Below are 24,551 nucleotides of genomic sequence, written 5' to 3' on the forward strand. Positions count from 1 at the left end.
GGGGATCGTGGCGGTGGCCGGCCGGGGATCGTGGCGGCGGCCGGCCGGGGATCGTGGCGGCGGCCGGCCGGGGATCGTGGCGGCGGCCGGCCGGGGATCGTGGCGGCGGCCGGCCGGGATCGTGGCGTGATGGTCTGAGCTGCGGCCAGCCGCGTCGTGACGCTCCGGGCGGCGGTCAGCCGGATCGAGGGCGCGGCATCGAGCTGGCCAGCGGGATGGCGGTGGAACGCTCCGGCCGGCCTGCCGGCCTGCCGGCCTGCCGGCGTGCCGGCCTGCCGGCGTGCCGGTGGCGCGGCGTGGCCCATCGGTCTGAGGGCAGCTGCGGCGTGGGCATAACGGTCAGGGCTGCGGCCCGCCGCGTGGCACGCCGGGTTGAGGTCAGCTGCCGCACGGCGTAACTCGCCGGGCTGCGGCGCGGCCAGCTTGCAGCGCGGGCGTAACGCCTTGCAGTGCGGGCGTAACGCGCTCAGGGCCGCGGCCCGCGGCCCGGCACGTCGGGTTGAGGTCAGCTGTCGCGGGGCGTAACGCTGCCGGCTGCGGCCAGCTGCAGAGCGGCGTGGCACGCCGGGCTGCGGTTGGCCGCCGCGGGACTCCGGCTGCGGGGACTCAGATCCGGCCGGCAGTCAGGTCGGCGGGCTGCGCATCATCCGGTGCGCCGCCGGCGTCCGGCCCGTCCGCCGCCGCGCGCACGTCAGCAGCGGCCGGCGCACCGACGGAGTCCGGCAGGTCCGCAGCGGCGGGCACGTCAGCAGCGTCCGACGGCGCCGAGCCTTCCATCCGGACCGCCGCGATGCCGCCCAGGATCAACGCCCCGCCCACGAACTGCAGCGGCGTCAGCTTCTCGCCCAGCAGCAGCCACGCGAACATGGACGCCGACACCACTTCGAGCAGCCCGATGAACGATGCCAGCCGGGAGCCGAGGATGGCCGACGCGGCGATTCCCGACGCGTACGCCACGGCTGTGCCGATGACTGCGACCACCAGCAGCGGCGCCCACCACGGCACGGTGGTGTCGAACAGTGACAGGTCGCCGTAGGTTGCCGTGAACGGCAGCAGGCCGGTTGTGCTGATCAGCGCCAGGACGACGCCGGCCAGCAGCAGGCCTGAGCCGGCCAGGGCCACCGGGGGGAGGCCGTCGGCGGGGCGGGCGGCGATCGCGAAGTACGCCGCGCAGCCGATCGCCGCGCTGAAGGCGATGGCCAGGCCGATCGGGTCGACCGCTTGCAGGGCGCCGGGGCCGATCACCAGGACCAGGCCGCCGACCGCGAGCACCGAGCCCAGCAGGACCGTGGCCCGGGGCATCCGCCGGGTGGTCGCCCAGGCGAACGCGACCAGCAGCAGTGGCGCCAGGTATTCGATGAGCAGGGCCGTCGCCACCGGGATGCGCTGGATCGCCGCGAAGTAGGCGGCCTGGGTGAACGCCACGCCGACCAGGCCCATGCCCAGCACGCGCCAGCGTGCCCGCCACAGTGCCGCCCATTTGCCGCGCAGTGAGAAGAGCACGAACGGCAGCAGGACGAGACCCGCGGTGAGTGCTCGGGCGGTGACGGCCGCGACCGGTGACCAGCCCGCCTCCAGCATGGGCTTGATGAAGGCGCCGGACGTGCTGAACGAGACGCAGGAGATCAGCGCGGCGATCAGGCCCGTGGACATCGACGGCGTTTTCATGACGGCTCCCGGGGGCTCGGTCGGTCTGTCATGGGCTAAATTGGCTTACGGTCCTGACGCTAGGCCGGTGTGAGTGAGGAGTCAAATTGCTTTTTGCCCCTGACACGGAGGAGTCGCTGGCCTTCGTCGTGGCGCTCGGCAACACCGACGCCGGGGCGTCGCGCAGTGGCGACGACGAGCTCGTGACCGTTGATCAGCTCGCCGACCTGCTGGCCCGTTTCTCCTACACCGGCCGCATCGACCATGACGAGGCGGAGCTGCGCGAGGTGCGGCAGGCTCGCGCCCAGCTCCGGCGGGTGTGGACCCTCGAGCGCGACGACGCCGTCGAGTCCGTCAACGGGATGCTGCGCGACGCGAACGCCCTGCCGTTTCTCACCCGGCACGACGCGCTGGACTGGCATCTGCACGCGACCTCGCCCGACGCGCCGCTCGCGGAGCGTATCCGGGCCGAGGCGGCCCTGGCCCTCATCGACGTGATCCGGATGAACGAGATGCGACGGTTGCGGGTCTGCGAGGCCGACGACTGCATCGGCCTGCTGCTCGATCTCTCCCGCAACGGGCTCAAGCGGTTCTGCAGCGTGCGCTGCGGCAACCGGATGAACATGATCGCTTTCCGGGAACGGCGCTCGGGGACCGGCCGGCCGTCGTGAATTCGGTTGCCGGTGATCGCCGGCAGCGCCTACTTTCAGTGCGCACCTCCCGGTGCGCAGGCGACGGCTACTTCCGCTCATAACGGGGAGACGCGGGTTCGAATCCCGCTACCGTCCTCGGACGGTTCGACCAGCGGCCCAGGTCACCTAGGCCCGCAAGGGCCAGTCTCCGTCGCCGCTTCGATCTCGGGAGGCGCGACCAGTGGGCCCGCCCGGTGCGCAGGCAACGGCTACTTCAGGCTCCGTTCGGGGTTCGAATCCCCGTGGCCTTCGGGCCGGCAGCTCGACGGGAGCGGCGGATGAGTCCGTCGCCGACCTCGATCTCGGGCGGGCCGGCTGGTCGCTCCTCCGGCCCGACGTCAGGGGGACGTGATGGCCAAGTTCAACCGACCGGTGAAGCCGGTGACGACAGCTCAGGGCGCACCCGGTTTCCTGCGGGAGCCGCGCGCCGAGCTGTTCCTGCTCGGTGTCTCCCTCATGGTCGGCGAGGACACTTTCTACGAGGGTGCCGACGAGCGCGACCTGCGGTTCCGCGCCCTCATCGCCGAGGTGGCCGTCGCCGATCCGCGGTGGTTCGCCGGGTTCGTGCGGTGGCTGCGGACCGCCGCGATGGTGCGGTCCGCCGCGGTTGTCGCCGCCCTGGAGGGTGCCCGCGCGCAGGTTGCCGCCGGCATCCCCGGTTCGCGGTCCATCGTGGACAGTGCGCTGCAGCGGCCGGATGAGCCGGGCGAGGCGCTCGCGTACTGGCTGGGCCGGTACGGCCGGTCGCTGCCCAAGCCGGTCAAGCGGGGCATCGCCGACGCGGTGGTACGGCTCTACCACGAGCGCAGCCTGCTCAAGTACGACACCGACGGCCGTCCGGTGCGCTTCGGTGACGTCATCGACCTCACCCACCCGACGGCGAGGGACGAGCGGCAGGGTGAGCTGTTCCGGCACGCCCTGGACCGGCGGCACAAGCGGGACAACCCCGTACCGTCCGCGCTGACCCTGCTCACCGCGCGGGCCGGGCTGATGGCCCTGCCGGTGGAGCAGCGCCGTGGGGTCATCGATCCCGAGGTGCTGCACGCGGCCGGGATGACGTGGGAGGCGCTCGCCGGATGGCGGCAGGCGGCCATGGACGCGGCGGCCTGGGAGTCGATCATCCCGAGCATGGGCTACTTGGCGCTGTTGCGGAACCTGCGCAACTTCGACCAGGCCGGCGTGAGTGACGCGGTGGCCGCCACGGTGGCTGCCCGGCTCGCCGATCCCGATGAGGTCGCGCGGTCCCGGGCGCTGCCGATGCGGTTCCTGTCGGCGTTCAACGCGGCGCCGAGCCTGCGGTGGGCGTACCCGTTGGAGCAGGGCCTGCAGCAGGCGCTGGCGAACGTGCCGGCCCTGGGCGCACGGACCCTGATCCTGATCGACACCTCGGGGTCGATGACCACCGGCTTCAGCCGGGACGGCACGCTGCGCTGCTGGGACGCCGCCACCGTCTTCGGTCTCGCGTTGAGCGCGCGGGCCGGGAACGCGACCGTGGTGTCGTTCTCCGACGACACCAAGGTGTTCCCGCGGGTGGCCGGCGAGTCGGTGCTGGCCGCGGTGCGCCGGTTCAAGGCGGACGGCTACTTCCTCGGCCGGGGCACGGACACCGAGCGGGCGGTCCGGAAGCACTACGCCAAGCATGACCGGGTGGTGATCCTGACCGACGAGCAGGCGCACTGGCACGGCGCTCGGGATGTCGCGACCGCGGTGCCGGCGCGGGTGCCGGTGTACACGTGGAACCTGGCCGGATATCGCGCCGGGCACGCCCTGGTGGCCGAGAACCGGTTCACCTTCGGTGGCCTGTCCGACGCCGCGTTCTCGATGATCCCGCTGATCGAGGCCGGCGCCCGCGCACAGTGGCCGTTCGCCCACGGAGATGAGGACGAGCAGCAGGATCAGCCGGTGGCGGCGGCGTAGCAGGCGCCGTAGCCGTCGGCGCGCGCCACGATCCGGCCCGCAGTGACCCGGACCGCGAACTCGGTCGCGTCGCTGCGGGCCGGCAGCCCCGCAGCGGCGGGGAGAGCACCAGGGGCGAGAGCGCCGTCGCTGCGGGCCGGCAGTCCCGCGGCGGCCGCGAGCGCGCCGGTGTCGTCGTGCACGATCTGCAGGCCGGGCCGCGCCGAAGCCGGGAAAGCGGCCCGCAGGTCCGCCCGCAGCTCGGCGATGACCAGGCGGCCGAGCGAGGACAACTCGTCGGGGGTGCCGGTGACCAGCGCGACGGTGACCTGCGCCCCGGCCGGCGCGGCCCGGACCGCTTCCTCGACCGCGCCGAGGCGGTGCATTCCCAGCACCGCGATCACCCCGTCCCGGTTCAGCCGGGCCGGCTCGGCGCGCAGGGCGTCCGGCAGCGCCGGGGGCGACCACGGTTCGTCGACCGTCTCGGCCGCGGGCACGTAGGGCAGGTGCGGCGGGCCCCAGTCATCGTCCAGTTCCAGGCCGGCGAGCATCTCGCAGACCGTGACCATCGCGAAGGGCTCACCGAAGCCCGGTGCCACCGCGGCGAGCCGGCCGGCGCCGTGCAGGGCCGTCAGGGCGGCCTCGGCGACCCGGACCAGTCGCGGCGCGCCCGGCGGCAGATTCTCCAGCGCGAGCCCCAGCACGATCGCGGTCAGGTTGTTCAGCTGGGCGTAGGCCTGGCGGGTGTCACCGGCGAGGATCTCCGGGAGCAGGTCGAGCCGTTGCTTCTCGGTGGCCAGCGGGAGCCGGGCCAGCCGGGCCCGGGCGAAGTCGCCCAGGGCCGCCTTCGCGGTGCGGGCGGTCGGCGGGTACTGCGGCTCCGGTGCCTGCTCGGCGATCTCGGCCAGGACGGCGAAATACAGCGCCTGCTTACTGGCGGGGGGCCGGGTCAGCCCGGCCCGCTCGGCGATCAGGTCGAGGTCGGCGTCGTGGTAGCCCCGCTCGGTGAACTCGGCCCGGGCGGCGGCCAGCACCCTGGCCCGGTCGTGCTCCGGTGTCGTCATGCCCGGTGCCAGCCCAGGGCCGGTCCCAGGGCGCCCGCGATGTCGGTGAGGATCTGTACGTAGTCATCGTGACCGAAGGTGAACGGCAGGGCGAACGCCACCTCGTCGATCTCGCGGAACGCCGGGTGCGCGTAGAGCCGTTCGGCGATCTCGGCCGCGGGGCCCACCAGGTCCGGGGCGAACATCATCCGGGCCGGTCCCTGCGGGGTGGCGGTGCGCGGGGTGCGCTTGCGGGCGTACTCCTGGTATCTGGCCCGCTGGTCGGCGGTCGCGCTGTCGGTCGGGATGACCACCAGGCCCTGCGAGACGCGGGCGCGGTCGCCGTCGGGGTGGTGGGCGCGGAACTCGCGGATGTGCGACAGCTGGATCTCGGCGAAGTCCGTCGACTCCTCCGCCTTGACCACGCTGCTGGTCAGGAAGTTCATGCCGTTCTCGCCGGCCCAGCGGGCGGAGCGCAGGCTGGCCCCGCCGTACCAGAGGCGCCGGCCCAGGCCCGCGGCGTGCGGCTGGACCCGGTCGGAGAACACCTCGAAGCCCTCGACGCCGCTGAAGTCGGTGGCCGGCTCGCCCCGGATGAAGCCGAGCAGCCGCCGTACGCGCTCGTAGCTGAAGTCCTCGGCGTCCGCGGTGTCCGGATAGAGCGCGCCCTTGACCTGCTCGTAGTGCATCGGTGGCCCGACGCTCAGGCCCGGGTTGAGCCGGCCGCCGGACAGGATGTCGACCGTGGCCAGGTCCTCGGCCAGTCGCAGCGGGTTCTCCCAGCCCAGCGGGATGACCGCGGTGCCGAGCTCGATCCGGGTGGTGCGCTGGGTGGCGGCGGCCAGCACGGCGACCGGGGAGGAGATGCCGTACTGCAGGTGCCGGTGGCGGACCCAGGCGCTGTCGAAGCCCAGCCGCTCGCCCAGCTCGATGATCTCCAGGGTCGACTCGTGACCGGCGCGCGGATCGTCGCCGTCGAACAGGCCGATGGTCAGGAAGCCCAGCTTGCGCAGCGGGGTCGACGGAACGGGCACAGCGCTTCTCCTCCGCGGGCGACTCACCCGATCTTGCTGCGTACGGCCGCGTTCGCCAAGCGGCCATTGACTTTACATAGATGACAATGTTTATTGTTCAGCGTCTTACCTATTAAGGTCGTCCCCACCGGCGCCTCCGTTCCGCAAGGAAGGTCCCCCGCATGAAGCGCCGTTCCACGCTCCTCGCCGTCCTGACCTCCGCCGCCGTGGCGGGCACGTTCGGTGTCCTCGGTATCACCAGCGCCGATGCCGCCGCGCTCAACCCGGCGGTCGCCCCCGGCGGCAACTTCAACCTCGGCGTCTGGAGCCTGCAGCTGCCCTCCGGGTCGCCGGGCAAGCCCACCACCATCCCCCCGTCCCAGCTCAAGGGGGCCGGCGGCTACACCAACCCGGCGTACTTCTTCACCGACAAGACCGACGGGTCGATGACGTTCTGGGCCCCGGAGAAGGGCGTGACCACGCCCAACTCCAAGTACGCCCGGTCCGAGCTGCGCGAGATGAACGCCGACGGCAGCGCGGCCGACTGGCGGCTGGCCGGCTCGCACAAGCTCACCGCCAACCTGCGCATCCCGCACGTGACCAAGAACGTCTGCGTCGGCCAGATTCACCTCGGCTCGGGCGGACCGTCGACCAAGCCCTTGGTCGAGCTCTACTACCGGCCCAACGGCGACATCTATTTCGGTACGGAGATCTCACCGGCCGGCGGTCAGGACGTCCGCAAGGTCGGCAACGTCCCGCTCGGTACCCGGTGGAACTACACCATCGCGGTGTCCGGCGGTAACCGGGTCAATCTGACCATCAACGGCACCACCACGAGCTACGTCATCCCGTCGTCGTTCAACCCGTACGGGATGTATTTCAAGGCCGGCTCGTACAACCAGTCCTCGTCCGAGAGCACCTCGAACGGGGCCAAGGTGAAGTTCTACACGCTCACTGTGACGCACGGCTGATTGTGCCCGGGGCGGCTCGGGGCATAGTGATCCGTTGTGACGGATACACCAGCGCCGAGCTGCCCCACCTACACCCGGCTGTACGAGGCCGGGGAGGTGGTGGCCGAGGGTTTCGACCCGCACGAGATCACCGACCAGCTGCAGGCGCACCCCAAGGCGGTGCTGTGGCTGGACCTGTTCGACCCGGACGAGAACGATCTGAAGGCCGTCGCCGCCGAGTTCCGGCTGCACCCGCTGGCCGTCGAGGACGCCGTGCACGACCACCAGCGGCCCAAGGTCGACCGCTATCCCGGCCACCTGTTCATGAACGTCTACGCCGTGCACGTCGACACCGCGGCTCCCGGTCCGGCGATGCACAAGACCGAGATCAGTTCCTTCATCACCGATCGGGCACTGATCACCGTCCGCAAGTCGCAGAGCGACCTCAGCCCGCTGATCCGGCGCTGGGACGCCGACGCGGGGCTGGCGCCGGACGGCGGTGTCGGCTTCCTCGTCTACGGCCTGCTCGACGTCATCGTGGACGGCCACTTCGCGGCGGCCCGCCAGCTCGACGAGGCGATGGACAAGACCGAGGACGACATGCTGGAGGAGGGCGGCGCGCCACGCAGCGTCCGGATGTACGGCTTCGCGCTGCGCAAGACCCTGGCGGCGTTGCGCCGGCCGGTTGCGCCGATGGCCGGGCTCATCGCCGACGTCATGCGCGCTGACGCCGACATGGTCGTCGAGCACCTGGAGCCGTACTACCGCGACGTCGACGACCACGCGCGGCGGGCCATCGAGACCATCGACAGCGCCCGGGACCGGATCAACGGACTGCTCGAGGCGGACCTCAACGAGCAGAGCAACGCTCTCAACGACGTGACCCGCAAGCTCGCCGCGTGGGCCGCCATCATCGCCGTACCGACGGCCCTGACCGGCTTCTTCGGACAGAACGTGCCGTACTGGGGTTACGAGAAGTTCTGGGGCTTCCTGCTGAGCCTGGGAATGATCGTCGGCTCCGCGGCGGGACTGTATCTGTATCTGAAGCGGCGCGGGTGGTTGTGACATCGCGTACCCTGCCCGAGGATCTTCAACGGGGGAGGGCTCGATGGTCGCGCTGGTGCTCGGGGCCGTCCGCGCCCGCACCGCGCAGGTCCTGACCGTCCTGATCCTGACCACCCTGATCGCCGCCGTGGCGGCCGCCGGCCCCTGGTACGCGATCGCCGCTTCCTCCCGCGCCGCCGACGGCGACGTCGCCGCGGCTCCGGCGGCCCAGCGCATGCTCTCCGTGCGGCAGAACGCCGAGACCGACGGCGCGCCGCAGCCCGCGCTCGACACGTTCCGGGCCACCGTCGACCGGCTGCTGCCCATCGCCGGCCTGCGGCCGGTGCTCGGCATGACGGTGGCGCTGACCGCCGACCGCGGCGACGCCAGCCCGACGATGTCGATCAGCTACCGCGAGGAGTTCTGCACCCACGTCTTCCTCACCGGGCCGTGCCCGGCGGCCCCGGGTGAGGTGGCGATCAGCCAGGACACCGCCGAGCAGCTCGGCCTGGCGCCCGGCGACAAGCTGGTGCTGCGCGCCTCGCAGAACACGGTGCCGGTCGAGCTGCGGATCGTCTCGCGCTACGTGGTGAGCGATCCGGCCGGCGAGTACTGGAGCAACAAGCTGTTCCGGGCCAACGGCGGTCTGGAGCCGGCGTTCACCCCGGTCGGGACCTTCACCGAGGACGGGCTCACCGATCCCACCCTGACCTACGACGTGGGCGTGCCGCAGGCGCTGATCCGCGGGGACGACGGCTACAACCTGGGCGCGGTCGTCCGCGGGGTGGAGGCGGACTTCGACGCGGCCGGGCTGCGCCTGGTCAATCCGACCGCGGAGCTGCTGCGCACGATCGCCGGCGACCGGCGCACGATCCGCGAGGCCGTCGCCGTCGCGCTCAGCCAGGTGCTGGTGCTCGGCCTGTTCGCGATCGGGCTGGCCGGCCGCTACACCGGCCGCGAGCGGCGCGGTGACGCCGCCCTGCTGAAGCTGCGCGGCAGCACCCGGCGCGGCATGCTGTGGCTGGCACTGGGCCAGCACGTGGTGCCGCTGCTGGCGGGCGCGCTGGTCGGGGCGCCGCTGGGCTTCCTCGCCGCCCGCCTGCTGGCCGGTCCGGTGCTCGGCCCCGCCGACCGGCTGGAGGCCCTCGGCCTCTCCGCCGCGGCGGTGGGCCTGGTCGTCGCGGGCGGGCTGCTCGTGCTGTTCGCGGTGGAGGCGGCCGTGCTGCGGCTGCCGGTCGTTCACCTGCTGAGCCGGGTCTCCGCCGGCCGCCGGGACTGGCGGGCCGACGTCATCGACCTCGTGCTCGTGGCCGTGGCGGTCGGTGCCGCGTACCAGGTCCGGGCCGGGCGCAGCACCGGCGGCCTGGCGCTGGTCGCGCCCGCGCTGGTCGCCCTCGCCGTGGCGTTGCTGCTGGCCCGGCTGTTGGGCCGGATCGCCGATCGCGGCGGCAGCGCCGCCCTGCGCGCCGGCCGGCTGCGGCTCGGTCTGGTGGCCGCGCAGACCGCTCGCAGGCCCGGCGCCCACCGGGTCTTCGCCCTGGTCGCGGTGGCGGTCGCCGTCTTCACCGGTACGGCGGGCAGCTGGTCCGCCGGCCGCGAGGCGCGCACCCAGCGCAGCGAGGTCGAACTGGGCGCCCCCCGAGTGCTCACCGTGCAGGCCGCCAACCGCACCGCCCTGCAGCACGCGGTCCGTGCCGCCGACCCGGCCGGCACCCAGGCGATGGCCGTGGTGATCAACCGCGACAGCCTCCCGCCGGTCGTGGCGGTCGACAGCTCCCGGCTCGCCGCGATCGCCGCCTGGCGACCCGAGTACGGCCCGCCGGACGCCCTGGGTGCGGCGACCCGCACCACCCCGTTGCCGCCCGCCACGATGGTCACCGGCAGCCGGCTGACCCTGCGGGTGCGCAACGCCGACAGCCAGCCGGTCGTGGTCACCGCCGTCCTGCAGCACGAGGCGACCGGCGTGAGCCGTACCGTCGATTTCGGACCGGTCGCCCCGGGTGAGCACCGGGCTCGCGCCCGGGTCAGCGGCTGCACCGCGGCGCCGGGATGCCGGCTGGTCCGCTGGCAGCTGTCGTCGCCGGCCGGCAGCGACGGCCGGCTCGGCCTGCCCTCCAGCAGTGCCGCGGTGACCATCCGCGGTCTGTCGCAGCAGGAGCCGTCCGCCGAAGTTCTGGACGCGGCCGCGCTGGGCGACCCGCGGCGGTGGCGTCCGGACTTCTCGGCCGCGGCGATGGACGTCTTCGCCACCGCCGGCACGCTGACCCTGCGCATGGACCGCAACGAGAACGGTGGCAACTCGCCACTCGGCAGCCGGGTGTTCGCGGTGGACGCGGCGCTGCCGCTGCCGGTCGTGATGGCCGGGCCGCAGCCCCCGGCCTGGCAGTTCAGCGACGCGGTCGTCTACGCGTTCGGTGGTGCGCCCGTCCGGGTCCGGGTGGCCGGCACCGCGCCGGTGCTCCCGGTGGTCGGCGGGGCCGGGATGCTGGTGGACCTGGACACCGCCCGGCGGATCGCCGCCGAGGCGGATCTCGGTGGCACGTACCAGGTCTGGCTGGCCGCGGACGCCCCGCAGTCGGTGCTCACGGCGCTGCGGGCCGGTGGCCTGACCGTGCTCGACGACGCCACGGTGGCCGAACAGGCCGGCCGGCTGGAGGACCAGGGCACCGCGGTCGGCGCGACCTTCGCCATGCTGGCCGCGATGGTGGGCCTGCTGCTCGCCGCGGCGGCCGTCGCGGTGGCCGCGGCCGTCGAGCGCGGCCCGCAGCTCGATCAGCTGTCCGCGCTGCGGCTGCAGGGTCTGCCGCTGCGCACGGCCGTCACCATCGGGTACGCCGGCAGCGCCGCCCTGGTGGTCGCGGGTCTGCTGGCCGGTCTGCTGGCAGCGGCCGTGGCCCGCCCGGCCGTGGGGGTCACCGTGCGGCCGTTCACCGACAACTGGACGTTGATCCCGCCGCCGGGTGCACTCGGGCCGGCCGCGCTGCTCGTGGCCGGGCTGCTCGCGCTGCTCACCCTCGGCGTGACCAGCTGGCTCGCCGTCCGTCCGCTGGTTCGTGACCTGCACGGGAGCAGCCGATGATGGCCCTGGTCCTGGCGATGATGTGGAGCCGGCGGGGCCAGGCGCTCACCCTCGCGCTGCTCGCCATGGTCAGCGTGGCCGCCGCGGTCGCCGCGCCCGCGTACGTGCAGGCCGCCGATCGGGCGGTCGCCGCCGGTCAGGTCGAGACCTCCCTGCCCCGGGAACGCAGCCTGCGGGTCAGCAAGATCGAGGATGCGCGGTCCGGGGAGGGCGACGGCCTCAGCTTCACCAACGTCGGTCCGGCCCTGGTGGCGTTCCCGGGCTTCAGCAACGTCTTCGCGGCCGAGTATCCGACGCTGGGCATCGAGCCGGACGTGAAGCTGCGGTCCCGGTTCGTCTACCGGCAGGACGTCTGCGGCCACCTGAGCATCGTGGCCGGGCGGTGCCTCATCGGTGAGGGTGAGGTGGTCATCGGCGAGCAGACCGCGCGGCGCCGGTCACTCGCGCCCGGCGACGCCATCGAGCTGACGTACGCGGAGTTCAGCTCGGATCCGCGGACCCCGCGCTTCGAGCCGAAGGGGCAGCCCAAGCGGGTGACCGTGGTGGGCACGTACCGGGTGCCGGACCCCACGGCGGTGTACTGGGGCACGCACGGCTATTTCGCCGCCGACCCCGGACCGCGCGCGGGGGAGCCGGTGTTCGCCGACTCCGCCACGCTGTCCACGATGGACCACGGCAAGACGCAGCTCTCCATCGACAGCGCCGCCGGACCGGGTGCGCTGGACGTCGACAAGCTCGCCGGGGTCCAGGCCGCGCTGGACGGGTTGCGGGACATGACCATCAAGATCGGGGCGCCGATCCTGACCGAGACCGGCATCCCGGACCTGCTCGCGCGGATCGAGGCCGGCCGCGCCTCGGCCCGGGTGATCGTGCCGGTCATCGCCGTGCCCCTGGTCCTGCTCTCCTGCTTCGTCATCTTCCTGGCGGTCGGGTACGGCACCGAGGGCCGCCGCCCCGAGCTGGCCGTCGTGGCTCTGCGTGGCGCGCGCTGGTGGGAACGCTGGTGGCTGGCCACCGGCGAGAGCCTGGTCGCCATCGTGCTCGGCGCCCTGCTCGGCTGCCTGGCCGGGCAGCTGCTGGTGAACGCCATCGCGGCCGCGCGGTTCCCCGGGGTGGGCGTCGCCCCGGCCTTCTCCTCGCTGCGGTACGCCCCGCTGGCCGCGCTCGCCGCCGTCCTGGCCGCCCTGCTGGCCCAGCGCCGGCAGCTGCTCAGCCCGGTCTCGGCGTTGCTGCGCCGGCTGCCGGTCACCGGCCGCCGCCCACCGGTCCTGGACCTGACGGTGGCCCTGCTCGCGATCATCACCGGTGTCCAGCTCAACCTGTCCGGCGACCCGACCGGGGCCGGCCTGTTCGCGCCGGCCCTGATCGTCTTCGCCTTCGCCCTGGTGGTGGGCCGGGCCCTGCTTCCGGTCGTCACCCGTTTCGCGGTCCGCGCGCTGCGCCGCGGCCGGCTCGGCGTGGCCCTGGCCGGCCTGCAACTGTCCCGCCGCTCCGGCGCCCGGGGCCTGTTCGCGATGCTGGTCGCGGCCGTGGCCGTCGCCGGCTACGCGGCCTGCGCCGCCGACGTGGGCGCCCGCGACCGTGCCGTGCAGGCCACCCTGGGCACCGGCGCCGACCGGGTGCTGACCGTTGAACCCGGCACACCGCAGCAGCTCCTCACGGCCGTACGGGCGGTCGACCCGGAGGGCGCGTTCGCGATGGCCGTCGCCCGCACCCCGGGCAGCGGCGTCGGCGAGCCGCCCGGTCTCGCCGTGGACAGCACCCGGCTGGCCACCGTGGCCAACTGGGCCGGCGGGCCCGACGCTGCCGAGGTCGCCGGGGCGTTGCGTCCGGTCGCCCCCGAGCCGATCGTCATTCCCGGCCGGGACCTCAACGTCAGCGTCACCGCCACCGGGCTCGAGGGCAACCCGCCGTTGCGGCTGACGGTCACCGTCAGCTCGGTGACCGGGCTGGGCTCGGCCACCGTCGCGTTCGGCCAGCTGCAGGACGGCCCCTACACGTACGGGCAACGGGTGCCGGTGTGCCGGGCGGGCTGCCGGGTCGACGGCCTCCAGATCACCGTCATCGGCGGGACGAACGGGGTCCGCTGCCGGCTGACCCTGACCGGACTGGGCAGCATCAACCCGGTGCGGGCGGCGTTGCCGGCCGCCGGGCTCGCCGACGTGAAGCGCTGGCGGATGCCCCGGTTCGGGACGCTCACCGCTGTCCCCGAGGGCCTCCAGGTCGATCTCGACGCGCCGGGCGGGCTGCCCGACGGCGCCTGGGTCCAGCCGGCGGACACGCCCTCGCCGCTGCCGGTGGCCGGGGCCGGGCGCAGCACCGACGACACGATCACCGGCCTGGACGGGCAGCTGGTGCCGGTCACCCGGATCGCCGACCTGCCCGCCGTGCCCCGGCTCGGCCGCCGCGCGACGGTGTCCGACCTGGAATATCTGGACCGCTACGCCACGGCCGCGACCACCACGACGCTGCCCGAGGTCTGGCTGTCCGCGGCCGCGCCCGCCGACACCCTCGACCGGCTGGCCGCCCAGGGCCTGGTCATCACCGGCGACACCCGGGCTTCGGCGGTGCGCGCCCAGCTCGATGAGCAGGGGCCCGCGCTGGCGCTGTGGTTCTACGTGCTCGCCGGGTGCCTGGCGACGCTGCTGGGGGCGGGGGCGCTGATCCTGGCCGCGGCCGTGGACCGGGCGCGGCGGGTGCAGGACCTGTCGGCGTTGCGCGCCCAGGGGCTCAACCGGCGGGCGGCGGGGCAGGCGACACTGTGGACGTACCCGATCCTGGTGGTCACCGCCGTGCTCGCCGGCCTGGGCATCGCCCTGGCCGGCTGGGGACTGACCGGCTGGACTCTGCCGCTGGCCGGGATCGATCCGGCGCCGTTGCCGTTCGCCGACTGGCCGCGGCCGCTGGTGCTGGCCGCGGCCGGGCTGGCGATGCTGATCGTGCTGGCCGGGGTGGCCCTGCTGACCGGCCGGGACCTGCGGCGCCGGGTGCGTGCCGCCGGGGTGAACGAGGGGGAGGGCCGATGAGGACGCTGACGGTGGACGCGGCGCAGGTCGCGTACGGCGACGGGGTGCCGGTGCTGCGGGCCGTGACCGTGACGGTGCGGCCCGGCGAGATCCTGGCCGTGACCGGCCCGTCCGGGGCGGGTAAGACCACGCTGCTGGCGGCGATGGCGGGCCTGCTGCCGCCGGCCACCGGCCGGGTGCTGGTCGACGGCGGCGAGCTCGAGGACCGTGATCAGGGCGTCGCGCTCGGTGTGGTGTTGATCCCGCAGGAGAACGGGCTGGCGGCGATCCTCACCGCGGCCGAGAACATCGCGGTCGCCGTGATCGCGACCGGCGGCACGCCCGCCGACGCCCGGCGCAACACCGCGGAGTCTCTCGAACGCGTGGGCCTGGCCGGGCAGGCGGACCAGCTCGTCGACGAGCTGTCAGGGGGCCAGCAGCAGCGCGCCGCGATCGCCCGCGGGCTGGCCCTGCGCGGCGACGTGCTGCTGGCCGACGAGGTGACCAGCGAGCTGGACGCGGCCAACCGGCAGAAGGTGATCGAGCTGCTGCGCGCGGAGGCGGTGCGGGGCGCGGCGGTGGTGTTCGCCACCCACGACCCGGAGGCCGCCGCGGCCTGCGACCACGAACTGCACCTGGCCGACGGCGAGGCGATCTTGGTGCGCTGAGCCGGCTCAGCTGCCGGGTGTCTTCAGGTACGCATCGAGCGCGGCCGCGCCGGACAGCATCGCTCTGCCCCGGGCCGTCAGCCGTGCCCGCCACTCGCTCATCGTCGCTTGCAGGGGCTCGGGTCCGCCCGCCGTCCGTACCTGCTCCAGCACCTGGGCGATCCGGGCCAGCCCGTGCCCGCCGCGGCGCAGCTGGTGGGCCAGCAGCACGTCGCGTACGTCGGCGGCGGTGTAGACGCGGTAGCCGGTGTGCGGATCGCGGCGGGGCGTGATCAGGCCGGCGCGCTGCCACTTGCGGAGCGTGGCCGGCCGGATGCCGAGCCGGTGCGCGAGCGGGCCGATGAACGTCTCACCCGGCGCCGGTTCGGCCGGTGGGGCCAAGCCGCTCAGGGCGAGGTCCACCGCTTCCAGCGTGCGGCGGTCCCCGGCCAGCTGCGCGTGGCTGCCGTCGATCAGGCGCAGCGCTTCCTCGACCGCGTCCTCGTTCACCGCCCGCATGATCGCCGTCGCGGTCGCGTGGCCGTGCGCGGGGATCAGAGCGAGGAAGGTCCGCAACGCCGCTGCATGCCGTGGGGCGTAGACGCGGTAGCCCGACGGTGAGCGCACGGCCGGCGGGAGGATGCCCGCTTCCTCGTAGTTGCGCACCGCCTGGGTGGACAGGCCGTGCTCACGCGCCAGGTCGACGGGTCGCAGCCGCATTCCGCCGAAGTTTACACGGAAAGTTCAACGATACTGTTGATGGGCATGACAACCTCGATCCGGGACGCCGCCCGGCCCTTCACCGCCGAAGCCCTCACCGCGCTGCTGCCCCCGGGCATCCGCCTGTTCGGCCTCGGCGAGCCCACCCACGGCGTCGAAGCGTTCCCGGAGCTGCGCAACGAGCTCTTCCGCCACCTGGTCGCCCACGAGGGCTACCGCTCGATCACCATCGAGAGCGACTGCCTGGCCGGCCTGGTCGCCGACGCGTACGTCACCGACGGCACCGGTTCGCTCGACACGGCGATGAGCCGGGGTTTCAGCCACGGCTTCGGCGCCTCACCGGCCAACCGCGAGCTCCTGCGCTGGATGCGGGCCTACAACGAGCAGCGGCCCCGGCCCGAGCGGCTGCGCTTCTACGGCTTCGACGGTCCCCTGGAGGTCACCGGACCGGCCGGCCCCCGTCCCGCCGCGACCGCCCTGTACGACTACCTCGCCGGCCACCTCGACCTGCCCTGGCACCGCGAGCACCTCGACGGCCTGCTGGGATCGGACGGGCGCTGGACCGACCCGGCCGCCACCATGGACCCGGCCCGCTCGGTCGGCCGCAGCCCCGAGGTCCGGGAGTTGCGCCTGATCGTGGACGACCTGCGGGTGCTGCTCAGCACCCACGCTCCCCACCTGACAGCCGTCACGTCCGCCGACGACTGGTGGCGTGCGGGCCTGTATGCCCGTACCGCGGCCGGACTGTTGCGCTATCACGCCGGCATGGCCGACCCCGCGCCTACGAGGGTCAACGCACTCATGGGCCTCCGTGACGCGATCATGGCGGAGAATCTGACGGCCATCGTCGGCCGGGAGCGCCGGCGCGGGCCCACGCTGGCCTTTGCCGGCAACCGCCACCTGCAACGCGACAAGAGCTACCTGCACTTCGCCGGGCTGCCCCTGCAGTGGTGGAGTGCGGGGGCCATCGCCGGCACCCGCCTCGACGGCGAGTACGCCTTCGCCGCCACCACCTTCGGCACCCGCGGCTCCGACGTCCCGCCGCCCGACACTCTCGAAGGCGTGCTGTCGACCCTGCCGTACGACCGCGCCGTCATCGATCCCGGCCGTCTCGCCGCGGCGCTGGACCGTGAGCTGACGCCGCGGGTGCCGCGCGACCACACGTACCTCTCCCTGGACCCGGCTACCATCGACCAGCTCGACGCCCTCGTCTTCCTCGGGACCATCGGATGATGGACCCATGCTGCGGAAGATTGACTGCGTGATGGTGCGGGTGCCCGGAGACCGACGCCGAGGTCGTCCTGCACACGATGGAGCTGCCGGACGACCGCGGCGTGCACTACCTGGTGGACGACGTGGCCGAGGCCGTGCTGACGGGCCGGCGGGCCGGGTGCACCGTACGGGAGGCGCCGTTCGAGGTGGCCATCGGCTTGTGTGCCGTGCTGGAGGACCCGTTCGGGAACACGCTGTGCCTGCTGGACATGAGCAAGGGCCCACGACCCGTCCTCAGCTGACGGCCTGTCGCACGAGGGCGCTGACCCGCGCCTCGGTCTCGGGCGTGAGCTCGGTCAGGGCGAAGTAGGTCGGCCACAGGGCGCCGTCGTCGAGCCGGGCCTCGTCGCTGAAGCCGAGCACCGCGTACCGGGTCTTGAACTTCGCCGCGCTCTGGAAGAAGCAGACCACCTTGCCGTCGCGGGCGTAGGCGGGCATCCCGTACCAGAGCTTCGGGGTGAGGGCCGGCGCGCCGGCCTTGATCAGGGCGTGCAACCGCTCGGCGAGGACGCGGTCGGACTCCGCCATCTCGGCGATCTTCTCCAGCACCTGGCTCTCGGTGTCGGCCTTGGCCCCCCGCTTGGTGCCGGCCCTGAGCTCCTTGGCGCGCTCCTTCATCGCGCCGCGCTCCTCCTCGGTGAAAACGGCCGTGGTCTTCGTGGTGGTCGGCATGTCAATCTCCTCTCGACAGGAGTCATCCGACCATCGGCGGGCCGGGCAGCGCCCGGCGCGTGGGACACCGTGGGACACCCTGATGCAACGTGAGCTGCGGAAACGCGTCACTGATCCGGGGCCGCGGGGTGGGACGGTACGGTGTTTCAGGTGTCCAGCCCCCAGGAACAGCTGGTGGTCCAGCTCGCCCGGATCAAGGAGCTGAGCGGGCTCAGCCTGCGCGCCCTGGCCGCCCGGTCGGGTCTGAGCAGCTCGTCCCTGTCGCGGTATCTGACCGGCCGGCTCGTGCCGCCGTGGGACACCGTGGTGGCGCTGTGCCGGGTCGTCGGCCGCGATCCTCGGCCGCTGCGCGCGGTGTGGGCGGAGGCGGCGAAGGCGGGCGCGGCGCCCGTGCCACGGCGCAACGACCTGCCGGCCGACCTGTTCGACTTCACCGGGCGGGAGGCGGAGTGCGCGCTCGTCGAGGAGCTGCTCCGTACGGTGGGTGCGGTTGTTGTCGACGGCATGGCCGGCGTCGGCAAGACCAGCCTGGCCGTGCACGTGGCCCATCGGCTCGCCGCCACCTGCCCGGACGGCGGTCTCTACCTCGACCTGCAGGGTTTCACCCCGGGTCAGCAACCCCTGGATCCGCAGGCCGCGCTGGGCCGGCTGCTGAACGCGCTGGACGTCAGCCATCCCCCGGCGGGCGCCGCCGAACGCGCGGCGCACTGGCGCTCGGAGCTGTCCCGCCGGCGGGCGCTGGTCGTGCTCGACAACGCGGTCGACGCGGCGCAGGTACGCCCGCTGTTGCCGGGCGCGGGCCGGTCGAGGGTCCTGATCACCAGCCGCCACCGGCTGGTCGACCTGGACGGGGTCCCGCCGGTGTCGCTGGAACCGCTGACCGGCGACGACGCGGCGGCGCTGTTCGGCCGGGCGGCCGGGCTCGCGCTCACCGAGGAGGCCGGGATCAGCCAGGTCCTGCAGCAGTGCGGCGGGCTTCCGCTGGCCTTGCGGATGGCGGGTGCGCGGCTGCGGCACCGTCCGGGATGGACGGTGGCCGTGCTGGCCGAGCGGCTGCGTGAAACCGCCGGCCGCTTCGACGCCGTGTTCGGCATGTCGCTGCACCAGCTCGACGCGGTCCAGCGGCGCACGTTCCGGCTGCTGGGCCTGCTTCCCGGCGCGGACTTCGACGCGGCGGTGGCGGGCGCACTCACCGACCTGCCACCCGACCGGGTCGGCGCGGTGCTGGAGGAGCTGATCGACGCCCACCTGATCCAGGAGCCCGCGCCCGGGCGGTACCGGATGCACGACCTGATCCGGCAGTACGCGGCCGACCTCGCGGCAGCCGAAGAGCCGCAGGCCGAGGCCGCCCTGCGCCGGGTCCTGCGGCACTATCTGGCCCAGGCGGCCGCCCACGATCGGACGCTGCCCGCACCGCACCGCCGCGAACCGGCACCGGGCGATCCGGCCAAGGCGATGGCCTGGTTCGAAGCCGAGTACGTCAACCTGGTCGCCGCCTTCGACGCGGCCGTACGGCTCGGCCTGGACGAGGTGGTGGCGGAGCTGCCGCAGGCCCTGCGGGTCTGGTTCTACCGGCACCGCGGGACCGACGAACAGGTACGCATGCTCACAGCCGCCGCGGCCGCCGCCGGAAGGCTCGGCCGTAACCAGCAACGAGCTGCTCTGCTGGCAGACCTCGGCTACGCGCGGGCCGCCGCCGGACGCCTCACCGAGGCGCTCGCCGCGTACGAGCTGGCGGAGCAGTCCGGGCCGGACGACGACCTCGCGGCCGGCCTGGCGCTGCGCATCGGGTTCGTGCGCCGGGACTCCGGAGACCTCGAAGCGGCGCAGACAACGCTCCGGCGGGCCCGGGAGCTGTTCGAGAAGCTCGGGCAACGCGCCGGGCAGGCACAGGCAACGGCCGTCGAGGGATGGGTGGCAGCGCGCCTCGGGCGGCACAGCGAAGCCGTCGAGCTCGCGCGGGCCTCGGTCGCCCGGGCGGAGGGGCCCGGCCGGATCACCGGGCTCGTCACGCTCGGCGTCGCGCTGGCCGGGCACGACCCGGCGGAGTCACTGGGGGCGCTGCACGACGCGTTGCGGCTCGCGGAGGAGCACAACCTCCCGCACAACCAGGCGTGGTGCCACAGCTGTCTCGGCGTGGCGCTGAGGGTCATGGGCAAGCCCGAGGAGGCGCTCGGCCAGCACCGGCGGGCCCTGGAACTGCTCGAACCGCTCGCCGAGGTACAGCTGGAGATCGACTGCCTGCACGCGTACGCGGAGACCTGCCGGGCGGTGGGCCGTGTCGAGGAGGCGCTGGCGGCGGTGGACCGGATCATCGCGCTGGCCGGTGAGCTGGGCCGCCCGTACGACGAGGAGCTGGCTCGCGCCGCCCGGGAAACGCTGCGCTGATCAGACAGCGGGGCGCCACCAGTCGTCGAGGGGCGTCACGGGCAGCGCGCGCTTGTGGCGGGTCGCCTGGTGGATCGACTCGATCCTCGCGGCCACGTCCGGTGCGACGTCGGCGCCCTCGAGGTAGTCGTCGATCTGGTGGTAGGTCAGGCCCAGCGCTTCTTCGTCGGGCAGGGCCGGGCGGTCGTCCTCCAGGTCGGCGGTCGGCACCTTCTCCCAGACGCTGGCCGGGGCGCCGAGCTCCCGCAGCAGGGCGGCGCCCTGGCGTTTGCTCAGGCCGGTCAGCGGGGTGATGTCGACGCCGCCGTCGCCGTACTTGGTGAAGAAGCCGGTGACCGCCTCCGCGGCGTGATCGGTGCCCACCACGAGCAGGTTCAGCTGCCCGGCGATCGCGTACTGGATCACCATCCGTTCCCGGGCCTTGATGTTGCCCCGGACGAAGTCCCGCAGCCGTGGCTCGGCGCCCAGCAGCTCCTTCAGCCCCAGCGCGGCCTCGGCCGCGACGGCTTCCGCGCCGGGCCGGACGTTCACCGTGATCGACCGGTCGGGCCGGATGAACTCCAGGGCGATCAGCGCATCGTGCTCGTCGGCCTGCACGCCGTGCGGAAGCCGCACCGCGACGAACGTGGCCGCCCGCCCCTCGGCCCGCAGCTCCTCGGCGGCCAGCTGACACAGCCGGCCGGCGAGCGTGCTGTCCTGGCCCCCGCTGATCCCCAGCACGAAGCCCTCGCCCGGGGTCGAGCGCAGATAGTCCTTGAGGAAGCCGACCCGCTGCCGGATCTCCTGGGCGGGCTCGATCACGGGTCTGACGCCGAGCTCGGCGAGGATGCGCTGCCGTAGGTTCGCCATGCCCGCACTGTACTGAACCGAAGATCCGCTGCGGTCAGGAAGTGACCGCAATGGTTGGCAGGATGTCCTCATGACATCGACGTGGAAGATCGAGCTCATTCCCGTACCGGTGACCGACGTCGACCGGGCCAAGGCGTTCTACCAGCGGATCGGCTTCAACGCCGACCACGACCACCGGGTGCACGAGGGCCTGCGGTTCGTGCAGCTCACCCCGCCCGGCTCGGCGTGTTCGATCGTGCTCGGCGACGGCATCACCGAGAAGGTGCCGGGCACCCAGGAGATCCAGGTGGTGGTGCCCGACGCGGACGCCGCCCGCAAGCAACTGGTGGACGCGGGCGTCGAGGCCAGTGACGTCGACGTGCAGCCGTGGGGCAACTTCGTCCACTTCAAGGACCCCGACGGCAACAGCTGGGCGCTCCAGGCCATCGAGGCTCGGGCGAACGGCTGACCCGGGCCGGGGTCAGGGCTGCAGCAGAGCGGCCCGTTCCCGGTCGAGGGCCGCGAGCCGGTTGCGGTTCTCGGTGATCCGGGCGGCCAGCGCGGCCCGGATCCGGCCCACCTGCTGGGCGGCCTGACCGAGCTGGCCGAGACCGTTCTTGATCTGCCCGCGTACGGACAGGTCGGTGAAGATGTTGTCGAGCCACACGTCCGCGAAGCGCGTGAAGCCGCCCAAACCCAGCTCGCCGGCCACTGTGGGCACCGCCGGGTCGACGTCGCGCAGCTCGGCGCGGAGTACGGCGATCCGGCGGTCGGCCTCGGCGGCCCGGGCCGCGGCGTCGTCCAGCCGGCTGTGCTTGATCATGCTGGTCAGCCCGCCACCGCCGAGGAACGTGTCGGCGGTGGACCAGTTGTCGGCCGATCCGAGCAGCTCGTTCGCCTCGGTCAGGGCCTGCGCGGCGGCCCGGGCCGCGGATTCGGCCTCGGTCAGCTCCTTGAGCTCGGCGGAGAGCCGGCCGCGCTCCTCGGCCAGCTCGGTCAGCCGGCCGGCCGGGCCGGTGCCGCTCGCCCGCAGCTGCCGCTCTTTCTCGGCGAGCAGTGCCGCGTACGTCGCGGGAGCTGTCGACGTGGCCACCAGCCGTGCCTCGATCTGGGCGAGCTGGGTCCGCAGTGTGTCGAGCTGGTCCTGCGCCTGGGCCACCCGGTAGTACGCGGCTTCGGCCTCGGCCCGTTCCCGGTCCAGAGCCTGCTCGCGGGAGCCGCGCAGATCGGCCAGTAGCCGGGTCAGCGAGAGGTTCTCCAGGCGGTCCACGTCCCGTTGCTCGATCGCGTGCCGGCGGCGCAGGGCGTCCAGATCCGAGGCGAGCCGGGTGATCGCGGCGGTGATGCCGGCCCGGCGGGCGGCGAGCAGCTCACGTTCGCGGAGGTCGGCGGCGAGCCGGGTGAGGTCCTCGTCCATACGTCCGAGGAAACCCGATGCGCGCAACCGGCAGTGGCGAACGGCGACAGCATTACCACCCGCCATTGCTGCGGATCGGCACTGTCAGCACCGAGAGGCGGCCTCTTTCGAGCAAATTTTTCCTCGCTGCCGTGCATCTCGGCCGGACCGATCTATTGTGCTAGCGTGCCCTGGTTCTCGTGACGTTCTGCTACGGCACGTTGAGCACACACTGTTGCCGACAAGTCACTCCTGGATTGGTCGCCTCGGCATGTCGGGAGTTCTTGTTCCGTGTCTTGAAAGGCGAGGCCAGTGGAAATCATTCGCCGGCTCGGCGTACCGCCGAGCGAACGAGGCAGTGCTACCAATGGCACGTGCCCGGACATCTTCGAACTGAGTGACGGCAATTTCGCTGTCATCGGGACGGACATGACCGCCGAGCTTGCGGGAGAGCTTCCCGCGGACGCGGCGGTTGCCGGATACGAACGCATCGTGATGGTGAGCCGGGCAACCCTGGTCGCGGCCCGGAAGGACATCCCACTCGGTTGAGGCTCAGGCGGCCTCAGGTGCTTGCGGGTCGACCTCGGCTCGATCCCGGTCCTCGCCTTTCCCGCCGGTCGCGTGCAGGTCCTTCACCGATCCGTGGGTCGGATCCCGGCGTGCGGCGATGACCGCCTCGTACTCGTGCCAGAGCTCGTCGACCTTCTGCGCGAGTCGGTACTCGTCGGTGCCGGGGACCAGTGACATCCGCGCTCGTGCCGACGCTCGCCAGTAGTCCCGGATGATGGGGCTGGTGAAGAGGTAGCGCATCGTGCCGAGCACCTCCTCGTCGCTGTGGCCGCCCACCCTCATCCAGGTCTGCTGGAACTGATAGATGATGTTGGCGTAGAGGTGTTGCCGGTTCTGCGTCGTGGTGAGCCCCGGCTGGAAAGGCGGCCATACCTCGGCGAGCTGCGGATCGTCGATGGCGAGCTTGAGTATGTCGAGATGGAGTTGGCCGCGACTGGCCTCAGCCGTTCGCTGCAGTTCACGGAACTGCAGGCGGCTCGTGACAACCAGGTAGGCAAGGGCCAGGCCGCTGATGATGGAGCTCAGCACGCCGAATGCCTGCCCGACATTGCTCAGCTTGTTCCAGAAGGTCGCATCGCCCTGCTGACCGAGCAGTGCCGCTACTCCGACGCCGGCCAGGAGTGTCACGCCGGTGAGAACCGTGACGGCCAGACACCACATCAGGATCCGGGTCGCGCGGAGTGGCCTGGCCCTGGCACTGGCGTTTGAGCGATCGACCTCTGCCATGATCCTGTCCTCCAGCGCCTCGTATCTGAGGTGGCTGACGCTGTTTTTCAAGTCACATGATGCGGCACGTGAAACGAATTCGCCACCTCCCCATAAGAGGCATCAACAGGAAGTCCAATACTCGTTGTAGGGTCCTGCGTGAGGACTCGCCGGATGCGGCGGGACGCAATTTCGCGGCATTGGTTCCGGGGCGATGGGAAAGCGATCACGCATCGACGCTGATGCTCACACCATGCGTTGCAGGGTTGTGCTCGGTCTCGGATCGTCGTGGCTGTCGACGTACCAGGAGTAGTGCGTGGGCGGATAGTCGGCGAGCAGGCGACGGATCAGCGCGACGTCCAGCCCGTCGCCGGGCTGCCGCAGGTGCAGGGGCGGCGGATAGAACGAGTCGCCCAGCAACAACACGCCGGAATCCGGCACGGCCACTACGGTGGAATCCTCGGCGTGGCCGCCGCCGACGTGCCGCACCTCGACGCCGCCGGGCAGCGTCAGCGTGTCGTCGAACTCGACGTGCGGCGGGACGACTGTGAAGCCCTCCCAGAGCCCCGACATCGCCGCGGTGCGGGCAGTGCAGCTCGGAATCATCCGCGCGTCGGCGGCGGCCAGCTCGCGCACGTACGCCTCGCTCCACGGCCGGCCGGCCTCGGTCCGCAGAAGGCGTGCCCCGGCCCGGTGGCCGACGACCTTGACCTCGGGCCAGGCGCAGGCGCCCCAGACGTGATCCCAGTGGTGGTGGGTGTAGACCAGCCGGCGCGGCAGGGGCAGACCGGCGGTCACGATCGCCTCGCGCACGCGCCGGGCCATGGCCGGGCTGTTGCCCGCGTCGACCAGCACGCTCCCGGCGTCGTCGGCGATCACCGCCACACAGCCCTGGACCTTGGCGGAGTCCGGGTCGTGCGGGTAGAGCCATACCCGGCCGGCGAGATGCCGCAATGCGCTCACCATTCGCGTCCTCCGTCTAGG

21 protein-coding genes are annotated in these 24,551 nt (G+C 72.8%); 12 read left to right on the forward strand and 9 right to left on the reverse strand.

Translation table 11 applies throughout. The features are described from left to right. Nucleotides 1-606: 606 nt before the first annotated feature. Nucleotides 607-1,668, reverse strand: coding sequence for an EamA family transporter (locus tag ACZ6S4_RS39340; protein ID WP_465479777.1), 1,062 nt, complete (start codon nt 1,666-1,668; stop codon nt 607-609). 86 nt (nt 1,669-1,754) lie between these two features. Here ACZ6S4_RS39340 and ACZ6S4_RS39345 point away from each other — a divergent pair, with 86 nt between their 5' ends. Both ACZ6S4_RS39345 and ACZ6S4_RS39350 read left to right on the forward strand, forming a co-directional pair. Beyond that, a complete protein-coding gene (locus ACZ6S4_RS39345) occupies nt 1,755-2,318 on the forward strand; it encodes a CGNR zinc finger domain-containing protein (RefSeq protein ID WP_465479778.1) in 564 nt (187 codons plus the stop codon). Between the two features lie 372 nt (nt 2,319-2,690). Further along, nucleotides 2,691-4,256: a TROVE domain-containing protein gene (locus tag ACZ6S4_RS39350; RefSeq protein WP_465479779.1), complete on the forward strand. Its 1,566-nt coding sequence runs from the start codon at nt 2,691-2,693 to the stop codon at nt 4,254-4,256. Here the strand turns inward: ACZ6S4_RS39350 and ACZ6S4_RS39355 are convergent. Then, nucleotides 4,235-5,299 (reverse strand): TetR family transcriptional regulator, encoded by a 1,065-nt coding sequence (locus ACZ6S4_RS39355; RefSeq protein WP_465479780.1) that lies wholly within the window; start codon nt 5,297-5,299, stop codon nt 4,235-4,237. The genes ACZ6S4_RS39350 and ACZ6S4_RS39355 overlap by 22 nt on opposite strands. Continuing rightward, nucleotides 5,296-6,312 carry an LLM class flavin-dependent oxidoreductase gene (locus ACZ6S4_RS39360; RefSeq protein WP_465479781.1) on the reverse strand — a complete coding sequence of 339 codons (1,017 nt, stop codon included), beginning with the start codon at nt 6,310-6,312 and terminating at the stop codon, nt 5,296-5,298. The genes ACZ6S4_RS39355 and ACZ6S4_RS39360 overlap by 4 nt, the downstream gene beginning before the upstream one ends. Nucleotides 6,313-6,473: 161 nt before the next feature. Here ACZ6S4_RS39360 and ACZ6S4_RS39365 point away from each other — a divergent pair, with 161 nt between their 5' ends. Genes ACZ6S4_RS39365 through ACZ6S4_RS39385 form a run of 5 tightly spaced genes read left to right on the forward strand, consistent with a single transcriptional unit; the run spans nt 6,474 to nt 15,037 of the window. Next, complete coding sequence (locus tag ACZ6S4_RS39365; RefSeq protein ID WP_465479782.1) at nt 6,474-7,262, forward strand: polysaccharide lyase family 7 protein; 789 nt, start codon at nt 6,474-6,476, stop codon at nt 7,260-7,262. Between the two features lie 36 nt (nt 7,263-7,298). Next, nucleotides 7,299-8,306: a magnesium transporter CorA family protein gene (locus ACZ6S4_RS39370; RefSeq protein ID WP_465479783.1), complete on the forward strand. Its 1,008-nt coding sequence runs from the start codon at nt 7,299-7,301 to the stop codon at nt 8,304-8,306. Nucleotides 8,307-8,349: 43 nt separating this feature from the next. Further along, nucleotides 8,350-11,364 carry an ABC transporter permease gene (locus ACZ6S4_RS39375; protein ID WP_465479784.1) on the forward strand — a complete coding sequence of 1,005 codons (3,015 nt, stop codon included), beginning with the start codon at nt 8,350-8,352 and terminating at the stop codon, nt 11,362-11,364. Next, nucleotides 11,361-14,390: an FtsX-like permease family protein gene (locus tag ACZ6S4_RS39380; protein ID WP_465479785.1), complete on the forward strand. Its 3,030-nt coding sequence runs from the start codon at nt 11,361-11,363 to the stop codon at nt 14,388-14,390. The genes ACZ6S4_RS39375 and ACZ6S4_RS39380 overlap by 4 nt, the downstream gene beginning before the upstream one ends. Then, a complete protein-coding gene (locus ACZ6S4_RS39385; protein ID WP_465479786.1) occupies nt 14,387-15,037 on the forward strand; it encodes an ABC transporter ATP-binding protein in 651 nt (216 codons plus the stop codon). The genes ACZ6S4_RS39380 and ACZ6S4_RS39385 overlap by 4 nt, the downstream gene beginning before the upstream one ends. Before the next feature lie 6 nt (nt 15,038-15,043). Here ACZ6S4_RS39385 and ACZ6S4_RS39390 read toward each other — a convergent pair whose 3' ends face one another. Continuing rightward, nucleotides 15,044-15,736 carry a TioE family transcriptional regulator gene (locus ACZ6S4_RS39390; protein WP_465479787.1) on the reverse strand — a complete coding sequence of 231 codons (693 nt, stop codon included), beginning with the start codon at nt 15,734-15,736 and terminating at the stop codon, nt 15,044-15,046. 45 nt (nt 15,737-15,781) lie between these two features. Here ACZ6S4_RS39390 and ACZ6S4_RS39395 point away from each other — a divergent pair, with 45 nt between their 5' ends. Both ACZ6S4_RS39395 and ACZ6S4_RS39400 read left to right on the forward strand, forming a co-directional pair. Beyond that, entirely contained in the window at nt 15,782-16,969 is a 1,188-nt protein-coding gene (locus ACZ6S4_RS39395) for an erythromycin esterase family protein (RefSeq protein ID WP_465479788.1), read from the forward strand. Between the two features lie 77 nt (nt 16,970-17,046). Beyond that, nucleotides 17,047-17,250: a VOC family protein gene (locus tag ACZ6S4_RS39400; RefSeq protein ID WP_465479789.1), complete on the forward strand. Its 204-nt coding sequence runs from the start codon at nt 17,047-17,049 to the stop codon at nt 17,248-17,250. Here the strand turns inward: ACZ6S4_RS39400 and ACZ6S4_RS39405 are convergent. After that, nucleotides 17,243-17,680: an iron chaperone gene (locus tag ACZ6S4_RS39405; protein ID WP_465479790.1), complete on the reverse strand. Its 438-nt coding sequence runs from the start codon at nt 17,678-17,680 to the stop codon at nt 17,243-17,245. The genes ACZ6S4_RS39400 and ACZ6S4_RS39405 overlap by 8 nt on opposite strands. 150 nt (nt 17,681-17,830) lie before the next feature. Here ACZ6S4_RS39405 and ACZ6S4_RS39410 point away from each other — a divergent pair, with 150 nt between their 5' ends. After that, nucleotides 17,831-20,068 carry an ATP-binding protein gene (locus ACZ6S4_RS39410; protein WP_465479791.1) on the forward strand — a complete coding sequence of 746 codons (2,238 nt, stop codon included), beginning with the start codon at nt 17,831-17,833 and terminating at the stop codon, nt 20,066-20,068. Here ACZ6S4_RS39410 and nadE read toward each other — a convergent pair whose 3' ends face one another. Continuing rightward, complete coding sequence (gene nadE, locus ACZ6S4_RS39415; protein ID WP_465479792.1) at nt 20,069-20,917, reverse strand: ammonia-dependent NAD(+) synthetase; 849 nt, start codon at nt 20,915-20,917, stop codon at nt 20,069-20,071. Between the two features lie 70 nt (nt 20,918-20,987). Here nadE and ACZ6S4_RS39420 point away from each other — a divergent pair, with 70 nt between their 5' ends. Then, nucleotides 20,988-21,365 carry a VOC family protein gene (locus ACZ6S4_RS39420; protein WP_465479793.1) on the forward strand — a complete coding sequence of 126 codons (378 nt, stop codon included), beginning with the start codon at nt 20,988-20,990 and terminating at the stop codon, nt 21,363-21,365. A gap of 12 nt (nt 21,366-21,377) precedes the next feature. On the opposite strand, the gene ACZ6S4_RS39425 is transcribed toward ACZ6S4_RS39420, so the two are convergent. Further along, a complete protein-coding gene (locus ACZ6S4_RS39425; RefSeq protein WP_465479794.1) occupies nt 21,378-22,313 on the reverse strand; it encodes a hypothetical protein in 936 nt (311 codons plus the stop codon). A 291-nt stretch (nt 22,314-22,604) separates the two neighbouring features. Here ACZ6S4_RS39425 and ACZ6S4_RS39430 point away from each other — a divergent pair, with 291 nt between their 5' ends. Continuing rightward, entirely contained in the window at nt 22,605-22,841 is a 237-nt protein-coding gene (locus ACZ6S4_RS39430) for a hypothetical protein (protein ID WP_465479795.1), read from the forward strand. 3 nt (nt 22,842-22,844) lie between these two features. Here the strand turns inward: ACZ6S4_RS39430 and ACZ6S4_RS39435 are convergent, their stop codons facing one another. Both ACZ6S4_RS39435 and ACZ6S4_RS39440 read right to left on the reverse strand, forming a co-directional pair. Then, nucleotides 22,845-23,588: a DUF6082 family protein gene (locus ACZ6S4_RS39435; RefSeq protein WP_465479796.1), complete on the reverse strand. Its 744-nt coding sequence runs from the start codon at nt 23,586-23,588 to the stop codon at nt 22,845-22,847. 225 nt (nt 23,589-23,813) lie between these two features. Continuing rightward, on the reverse strand, nt 23,814-24,533 hold the full coding sequence (locus ACZ6S4_RS39440) for an MBL fold metallo-hydrolase (RefSeq protein WP_465479797.1): 720 nt from the start codon (nt 24,531-24,533) through the stop codon (nt 23,814-23,816). Nucleotides 24,534-24,551: the final 18 nt, after the last annotated feature.

The sequence above is a fragment of the Actinoplanes sp. NPDC051405 genome (assembly GCF_055586185.1).